This is a genomic window from Roseomonas sp. AR75 (assembly GCF_005222815.1).
In the GTDB taxonomy this organism is placed as follows: Bacteria; Pseudomonadota; Alphaproteobacteria; order Acetobacterales; family Acetobacteraceae; genus Falsiroseomonas.
Genome location: NZ_STGB01000005.1, coordinates 339564 through 347751, shown reverse-complemented (window position 1 = coordinate 347751; position 8188 = coordinate 339564). Strand labels below are relative to the sequence as shown.

6 protein-coding genes are annotated in these 8188 nt (G+C 72.3%); all 6 read left to right on the top strand.

From position 1 onward, the window contains the following. Window position 1: 1 nt before the first annotated feature. The 6 genes from E4T13_RS21260 (at window position 2) to hpxZ (ending at window position 8168) form a co-directional block, all read left to right on the top strand. A complete protein-coding gene (locus E4T13_RS21260; protein ID WP_137180350.1) occupies window positions 2-1867 on the top strand; it encodes an HlyD family efflux transporter periplasmic adaptor subunit in 1866 nt (621 codons plus the stop codon). 89 nt (window positions 1868-1956) lie between these two features. Then, a complete protein-coding gene (locus tag E4T13_RS21255) occupies window positions 1957-4107 on the top strand; it encodes a PqqD family peptide modification chaperone (RefSeq protein ID WP_137180349.1) in 2151 nt (716 codons plus the stop codon). Then, window positions 4104-6083: a preprotein translocase subunit SecA gene (locus E4T13_RS21250; protein WP_137180348.1), complete on the top strand. Its 1980-nt coding sequence runs from the start codon at window positions 4104-4106 to the stop codon at window positions 6081-6083. The genes E4T13_RS21255 and E4T13_RS21250 overlap by 4 nt, the downstream gene beginning before the upstream one ends. Window positions 6084-6201: 118 nt before the next feature. Further along, window positions 6202-6402 carry a DUF4089 domain-containing protein gene (locus E4T13_RS21245; RefSeq protein WP_137180347.1) on the top strand — a complete coding sequence of 67 codons (201 nt, stop codon included), beginning with the start codon at window positions 6202-6204 and terminating at the stop codon, window positions 6400-6402. After that, entirely contained in the window at window positions 6399-7796 is a 1398-nt protein-coding gene (locus E4T13_RS21240; protein ID WP_137180346.1) for an AtzE family amidohydrolase, read from the top strand. The genes E4T13_RS21245 and E4T13_RS21240 overlap by 4 nt, the downstream gene beginning before the upstream one ends. After that, window positions 7797-8168, top strand: coding sequence for an oxalurate catabolism protein HpxZ (gene hpxZ / locus E4T13_RS21235; RefSeq protein ID WP_137180345.1), 372 nt, complete (start codon window positions 7797-7799; stop codon window positions 8166-8168). It abuts the gene before it with no gap. Window positions 8169-8188: the final 20 nt, after the last annotated feature.

The following is an 8188-nucleotide window of genomic DNA, read 5'->3' as shown; positions in this document are numbered from 1 at the left end:
GATGTCCTTCGCCGAGGAAGCGGGCCGCCCCGCAGCACCGGACCAGCCGAAGCTGCGGCTGGTCACGCAGACCGACGGGGAGGCGGCGCTCTGGGCCTCCTTCGCCGGCGCGAAGCAGGCGAGCGAGTTCTGCAATGCCTGGCTCGGCATCCAGTGCCGCACGGTGCCGGATGTGCAGGCGGGCCTGCTGCTGCTGCAGGAAGGCCGCGGGCGCTTCACGCCGGCCGCGATCTGGCCGGACCGCGCGCGCGACGTGACGCATCTGGCCAAGACCGCGCAGCAGGCGCTGGCGGAGAAGCGGGGTGTGGTGGTCGCGGGTCGGGAGGGCGCCTCGGAAGTCGCCTATCCGCTGGAGCTGGATGGCGCCGTGCAGGGCGCGGTGGTGCTGGAGGTGCGCGCCGCGGGCGCTGCGCTGCAGGCGGCGCTGCGGCAACTGCATTGGGGCGCGGGCTGGCTGGAGACGCTGTTCCGCCGCCGCCAGGCCAGCATGGATGCCGAGCAGCTTCGCCGCACCGCCATCGCGCTGGATGTGGTGGCGGTGGCCGGCGAGCATGCGCGGCTGCATGCGGCGGCGGTGGCCGTCGCCACGGATCTCGCCACGCGCCTGAATTGCCGCCGCGTGTGCCTCGGCCTGGCGAAGCAGCGCGGCGCGCGGCTCGTCGCCGTCTCCCACACGGCGTGGTTCGAGGAGAAGGCCCAGACCGTCGCCGCGATCGAGGCGGCGATGGAGGAGGTGCTGGACCAGGATTCCGCGGTGCTGCTGCCGTCCCTGCCGGAGACGGCGCGGCGCATCGCGGTGGCGGCGGCGGAACTCGCCCGGCTCTCCGGCGCGACGGCGGTGGCGAGCATCCCGCTGACCGCCGGCGCGCGTACCGTCGGCGTGCTGACGCTGGAACGCGAGGGCGAGGCCTTCGACGCGACGACGCTGCGCATGCTGGAAGCGGTCGGGCACGCGCTCGGCCCGCTGATCGCAGCCAAGGCGGAAGGCGAGAAGCTGGTCACCGGGCGCATCGCGACCATGGCGGGCGATGCGCTGCGCGCGGTGTTCGGCCCCCGCCGGCCGGCGCTGAAGCTGGCGCTGGTGGCGGTGCTGGCGCTCGGCGCCTGGCTGGCGGTGGCCACCGGGGAGTTCCGCGTCGCCGCGAAGGCGGCGATCGAGGGATCGGTGCAGCGCGCGGCGGTGGCGCCCTTCGAAGGTTTCGTCGCCACCGCGCCGGTGCGTGCCGGCGACCTGGTGGAGGAAGGCCAGGTGCTCGCCACGCTGGACGACCGCGAGCTGAAGCTGGAAGCGGCGCGCTGGCGGGCGGAGCGCGAGCAGCAGCTGCTGCGCTACCAGGAGGCGCTGGGCAAGCAGGATCGCGCGCAGGCGCGCATGCTGGCGGCGCAGGTGCGCCAGACGGAAGCGCAGCTTGCGCTGGTCGAAGGCAAGCTGGCGCGGGCGCAGATCAGCGCGCCGTTCCGCGGCATCGTCGTCTCCGGCGATCTCTCGCAGCAGCTGGGCGCGCCGGTGGAGACCGGCAAGGTGCTGTTCGAGATCGCGCCGCTCGATGGGTTCCGCGTCGTGCTGCAGGTGGATGAGCGCGACATGCGCTACGTCGCGCAGGGGCAGGGTGGGGAGCTGGTGCTGACGGGCCTGTCCGGCCAGTCCTTCCCCGTGGCGGTCAGCAAGGTGACACCGGTCGCGAATGCGCAGGATGGGCGCAACGTGTTCCGCGTGGAGGCGACCGTCACCGATCCGGCGGCGCGCCTGCGGCCGGGCCTGGAGGGCGTGGCGAAGCTCTCGGTCGAGGACCGCTCGCTGGTCTGGATCTGGACGCGCAGCCTGGTGGACTGGGTGCGGATGAGCCTGTGGGCATGGCTGCCGTGAGCAGGACATCTCCCTTCCCCGTTCACGGGGAAGGGTCGGGGTGGGGACCGCGCAGCCTGCCCCGCAAGCGCAGCGAGCGCTGACGCGAAATGGCCGCCGATGCCTTCCTCAGCGCCGAATGGCACCGCGTCGCGCGGCTGAAGCCGCGGCTGCGGTCGCATGTGAAGATCCATCGCCACCGCTACCGCGGCCACACCTGGTACGTGGTGCAGGACCACGCCTCCGGCCGCTACCATCGCTTCAGCCCCTCAGCCTACCAGCTTGCCGGCATGATGGACGGCAAGCGCACGGTGGACGAGCTGTGGAAGGCGCTGGTGGACCAGCTCGGCGACGATGCGCCGACGCAGACCTCGGTGGTCAACCTGCTGTCGCAGCTGCACGCCGCGGATCTGCTGCAGACCGATGTCGCCGCCGATCCGAAGGAGATGCTGCAGCGGCGTGGCAAGCAGCAGCGACGCAAGCTGCTCGGCCGCGCGGGCAACCCGCTGGCGGTGAAGTTTCCGCTCTGGGACCCGGACCGCTTCCTGCTGGCGACGCTGCCCTTCGTGCGGCCCTTCCTGTCCAGCTTCGGCGCGCTGCTGTGGCTGCTGGTGGTCGGCACCGGCGTGCTGCTCGCCGGCATGCATTGGCCGGAGCTGACGGCGAACCTCGCGGACCGCGTGCTGACGCCGGACGGGCTGCTGATGGTGGCCATCGTCTTCCCGGTGCTGAAGCTGCTGCACGAGATGGGCCACGCCTACGCCACCCGCGCCGGCGGCGGCGAGGTGCATGAGATGGGCCTCATGCTGATGGCGCTCGCCCCGGTGCCTTATGTGGACGGCACAGCCTCCGCCGCCTTCCGCAGCAAGTGGCGGCGTGCGGGCGTGGGCGCGGCGGGCGTGATCGTGGAGGCATTCATCGCGGGTCTCGCGATGATCGCATGGAGCATGCTGGAGCCCGGGTTGCTGCGTGCCCTCTGCTTCAACGTGATGCTGGTGGCCGGCGTCTCCACCGTGGTGTTCAACCTCAACCCGCTGATGCGGCTCGACGGCTATTTCATCGCCTGCGACCTGCTGGAGATCCCGAACCTCGGCGGCCGCGCCAACAAATGGTGGGGCTGGATCGCGGAGCGCAAGCTGTTCGGCGCCGATGTGGAGGAGCCGAACGCGACGCCGTGGGAGCGCTTCTGGTTCGCCGTCTACGCGCCGGCCGCCTATGTCTGGCGCATCGGCGTGCTGTTCGGCATCGCCTTCTTCGTCGCGGAGCGCTTCTTCGTGATCGGCGCGCTGATCGCCATCGCCGGTATCGTCATGGGCCTGGTCTGGCCGATGGCCAAGGCGCTGTGGCATGTCGGCACAAGCCCGAAGCTGCAACTGAAGCGCGGGCGCGCGATGGCGATGACCTTCGGTGGGCTGGTTGCCGCAGCCTTCCTGCTGGCGGTGGTCCCGATGCCGCTGCGCACCACCTCTGAAGGCGTGGTGTGGCTGCCGGAGGAAGCGATCGTTCGCGCCGGCAGCGATGGCTTCATCCGCAGCGTCGCCGTGGCGCCGGGCAGCCAGGTGGGCAAGGGCGTGCGGCTTGTGGAGGCGGATCACCCGGACCTCGTCGCGGAGGTCGCGGTGCTGCGCACCCAGATCGAGGCGTTGCGAGCACGGCTGGATGCGGAACAGTTCACCAACCGCGTGCAGGCCGGCGTGACGCAGCAGGAGATGGCGCTGAAGGCGCAGGAACTGGCGCGGGCGGAGGAGAAGCTGGCGGCGCTGGAGGTGTTCAGCACGGCGGAAGGCACCTTCCGCGTGCCGCGCGCCGATGACCTTCCTGGCCGCTACGTGAAGCGCGGCGACGTGATCGGCTTCATCACGCCCGAGAGCGCATCGTTGGTGCGGGTGGTGGTGCCGCAGGCGGACATCGAGCTGGTGCGGGACCGGCTGGACGAGGTGGAGATCAAGCTGCCCGGCCATGTCTGGGAACCGCTGTCCGCGCGGCTGGTGCGGGAAGTGCCGGCAGCGTCGGACCGGCTGCCGAGCCGCGCGCTGGCGGTGGAAGGGGGCGGACGCTTCGCCTCCGATCCCGGATCGGGCGGTGAATCACCGCGCACGCTGGAGCGGCTGTTCCAGTTCGACCTCGCCTTGCCGGACGGCATGGTGCGGGAGGCGTATGGCAGCCGCGTCTATGTGCGCTTCGACCATGGCTGGGAACCGCTGGGCGTGCAGTGGTGGCGGCGCGGCCGCCAGCTGGTTCTCGCCCGCCTGCAGCTATGAGCCATGAGCGGCTCAAGCCCTGGCGCACCGAGGAACGCCAGTCCGGGCCGTATCCCGAACGCGCCGAGCGCGATCCCAACCTGGTCGATCGCGCGCTGCTGGCCTGGGGCGAGATCAGCGCGCGCAGCCTCGGCCATCGCCGCCGCATGCTTGAGAAGTTCTGCGATCGCGTGGATGCGGCGGAGACGGATGTGCAGCCGCTGTCCGATGACGGGCTGAAGGATGCGGCGCAGGCGTTGCGGCCGCTCTTTCTCCGTCACGGGCTGCGCGAGGACCTGCTGGTGCGCTGCTTCGCGCTGGCCCGCGAGGGCAGCCGCCGCGTGCTGGGCAAGCGCCACTATCGCGTGCAGCTGATGGGCGGCCGCGCGATGGTGGAGGGCTGGCTGGCGGAGATGGCGACCGGCGAGGGCAAGACCATCACCGCCGGGCCGCCCGCCATCGCCGCCGCGCTGGCGGGGCTTCCCGTGCATGTCGTCACCGTCAACGACTACCTGGCGGAGCGCGACGCGGAGATCGTGACGCCGCTCTACGCGCTGTTCGGCCTGAGCGTCGGCATCTGCCGCCACGGCCAGAAGCCGGAGGAACGCCGCAAGGCCTATGAGGCCGACATCACCTATGGCGCCAACAAGGAGATCGCCTTCGACTATCTGCGCGACCGCATCGCACTCGGCCATCGGCGCGACCGCGCCGGCCGTGCGGTGCGCGCCGTGCTGCAGGATCGCGGGATGCAGCCGCTGCTGCTGCGCGGCCTCGGCTTCGCCATCGTGGACGAGGCCGACAGCGTGCTGGTGGACGAGGCGCGCACGCCGCTGATCATCTCCGCCGAGGTGGAGGGCGACGACGAGGCCGCGACCTATGCGCTGGCGCTGGAAGTCGCATCGCGCCTGACGGAAGGCCAGCACTACGAATTGCTGACCGCGCGGCGGCTGATCAGGCTGACGGAGGCCGGCAAGGAGCGCGTGGAGCAGGACACGCGGCTGCGCGGCGGCCTCTGGGGCATCCGCCGCGCGCGGGAGGAACTGGCCGAGCAGGCGCTGTCGGCGCTGCACCTGTTCCTGCGCGGGCAGCAATACGTGGTCGCCGACGGCAAGGTGCAGATCGTGGACGAGTACACCGGCCGCATCGCCGATGGCCGCACCTGGGAACGCGGACTGCACCAGCTCATCGAGCAGAAGGAAGGCGTGGAGCTGACCGGGCGGCGGGAGACGCTGGCGCGGATCACCTACCAGCGCTTCTTCCGCCGCTACCTGCGCCTGTCCGGCATGACCGGCACGGGGTGGGAACTGGCCGGCGAGCTGCGCGCGGTCTATGGCCTGTCCATCGCGCGCATCCCCACCAACAAGAAGAGCCGGCGGAAGGATTTGGGCGCGAAGCTGCTGGGCGACATGGCGGCGAAATGGGATGCCGTGGCGGAGGCCGCGCGCAGGATGAGCGCGACGGGCCGCCCCGTGCTGATCGGCACGAAGAGTGTCGAGGCCTCCGAGCAGCTTGCCGAACGCCTCGCCGCGCTCGGTCTGAAGCACACCGTGCTGAACGCCCGCTTCGACAAGGAGGAGGCCGAGATCGTCGCGCGCGCCGGCGAGCGCGGGCGCATCACCGTCGCCACAAACATGGCCGGCCGCGGCACCGACATCCATCTGGGCGAGGGCGTGGAGGACCTCGGCGGGCTGCATGTGATCGTGGCGGAGTATCACGACAGCCCGCGCATCGACCGCCAGCTCATCGGCCGCGGCGCGCGGCAGGGCAATCCCGGCAGCTTCGAGGCGATCGTCTGCCTGGAGGACGAGCTGTTCCGGAAATTCGGCGGCGGGCGACTCGGGCATCTCGCGCGTGCGGTGCCGGGCGGCGGCATCGCGCTGCTGCGGCGCGTGGCGCAATGGCGCGCGGAGGCGATGAACGCGGCGACGCGGCGGCAGACGCTGCGGTCCGATACGGAGACGCGCAAGCAGCTCGGCTTCGCGGGCGCGCCGGAGTAGGCGCGCACCGCCCCCACCCCGACCTTCCCCCGCACCGCGGGGGAGGGAGAAGCGCCCTTTTCCAACCCGGCGCGCTCGGTCAGGATGCTGCGGCGCACAAGCGAACGGACCGGCCCGCATGACCACCCCGCCCGAGCCCGACCTGGAGACCTATGCCCGCCAGGCGGCCGCGCTGATCGGCCTGGAGCTGCAGGACCGCCATGTGCCGGGCGTGGTGCAGAACCTGCGCGTCGCCGCGCGCGCGGCCGCGGTGGTGGACAGCGTCGCGCTCGGCCCGACCGACGAGCCGGCGCCCGTCTTCGTAGTCGCGCCGCGATGAGCGCCGCCAGCATCGCCGCCGCGATCCGTGCGGGCAGGCTGAGCGCCGCCGCGGCGGTCGAGCAGACGCTCGCCGCTATCGCCGCGCGCAACGGCGCGCTGAACGCCTTCACGGCCGTCACGGCGGACCGCGCGCGCGCCGATGCGAAGGCCGTGGATGCCGCCATCGCCGCGGATCGCAGCCCCGGGCCGCTCGCCGGCGTGCCCTTCGCCGTGAAGAATCTCTTCGATATCGAAGGCGTCACCACCCTTGCCGGGTCGCTCATCGAACAGGGCGCGCCGCCGGCCGCGCGCGACGCCTTCCTGCTGCGCCAGCTCCGCGCCGCCGGCGCGATCTGCGTCGGCGCGCTGAACATGGACGAATACGCCTTCGGCTTCACGACCGAGAACACGCATCACGGCCCGGCGCGCAATCCGCACGACACCGCGCGCATTGCCGGTGGCTCCTCCGGAGGCTCCGCGGCGGCGGTGGCGGCGGGGCTGGTGCCGATCGCGCTCGGCAGCGACACCAACGGCTCGATCCGCGTACCGGCCTCGCTCTGTGGCCTCTTCGGGCTGAAGCCGACCTATGGGCGCCTGTCGCGCCAGGGCGCGTATCTCTTCGCCGCGAGCCTCGATCATGTCGGCCCCTTCGCGCGCGACGTGGCGGACCTCGCGCTGGCCTATGACGCGCTCCAGGGAAGCGACGCGGATGACCCGGTGCAGCAGCGCCGCATGAAGGAGCCGGTGGCGCCGCGGCTGGCCGCAGGCACCGGCGGCCTGCGCATCGCGATGCTCGGCGGGCATTTCGCCGCCAGCGGCCTGCCCGAGTGTTTTCATGCCGCGGAGATCGTGGCGCGCGCGCTGGAGGCGACAGCGCGCGTCGAGCTGCCGCTCGCCGCGCAGGTGCGCTCCGCCGCCATGCTGATCACCATGGCCGAGGGCGCCAACCTGCACCTGCCGGACCTGCGCACGCGCCCCGACGCCTTCGACCCGATGACGCGCGACCGCTTCCTGGCCGGCGCGCTGCTGCCGGCACACTGGCTGACGCAGGCGCAGCGCGTGCGCGCCGCCTGCCGCGACCAGGCGCTGGCGCTGTTCGAGGAGGTGGACGTGCTCATCGCGCCCGCCACGCCTTTCGCCGCCACGCCGATCGGCCAGGACATGATCGGGATCGACGGCGCCGCCGTCCCGCTGCGCCCCGCGCTCGGGGCCTTCACCCAGCCGATCTCGGCGATCGGCCTGCCCGCCATGGTCGTGCCGCTCGCCGATCCCGCCGCCGCGGGCACCACGAACGGCCTGCCGATCGGCGTGCAGCTCATCGCCGCGCCCTGGCGCGAGGACCATCTGTTCCGCGTCGCCGCCGCGCTGGAACGCGCCGGCGTCGTCGCCTCACCCAGCCCGCCGGAGACCTGAATGGAGATCAACCACCCGGAGACGCATGCCGAGGTCTCCGCCGCCTTCGCCCGCTACGAGCAGGCGCTGGTGACGAACGACGTCGCCGTGCTGGACGAGCTCTTCTGGGACAGCCCGCACACCATCCGCTACGGCGCCGGGGAGAACCTGTACGGCGCGGCGGAGATCCAGGCCTTCCGGGCGGCGCGGCCTTCCGTCGGTCTCGCGCGGGAGCTGGACCGCACGGTGATCACCACCTTCGGCCGGGACTTCGCCACCGCCAACACGCTGTTCCACCGCAACGGCAAGGTCGGCCGCCAGAGCCAGAGCTGGGCGCGGCTGCCCGGCCTCGGCTGGCGTGTGGTCTCGGCCCACGTCAGCATGATGGCCTGACGCGGCGGGCCGGGCGCAGG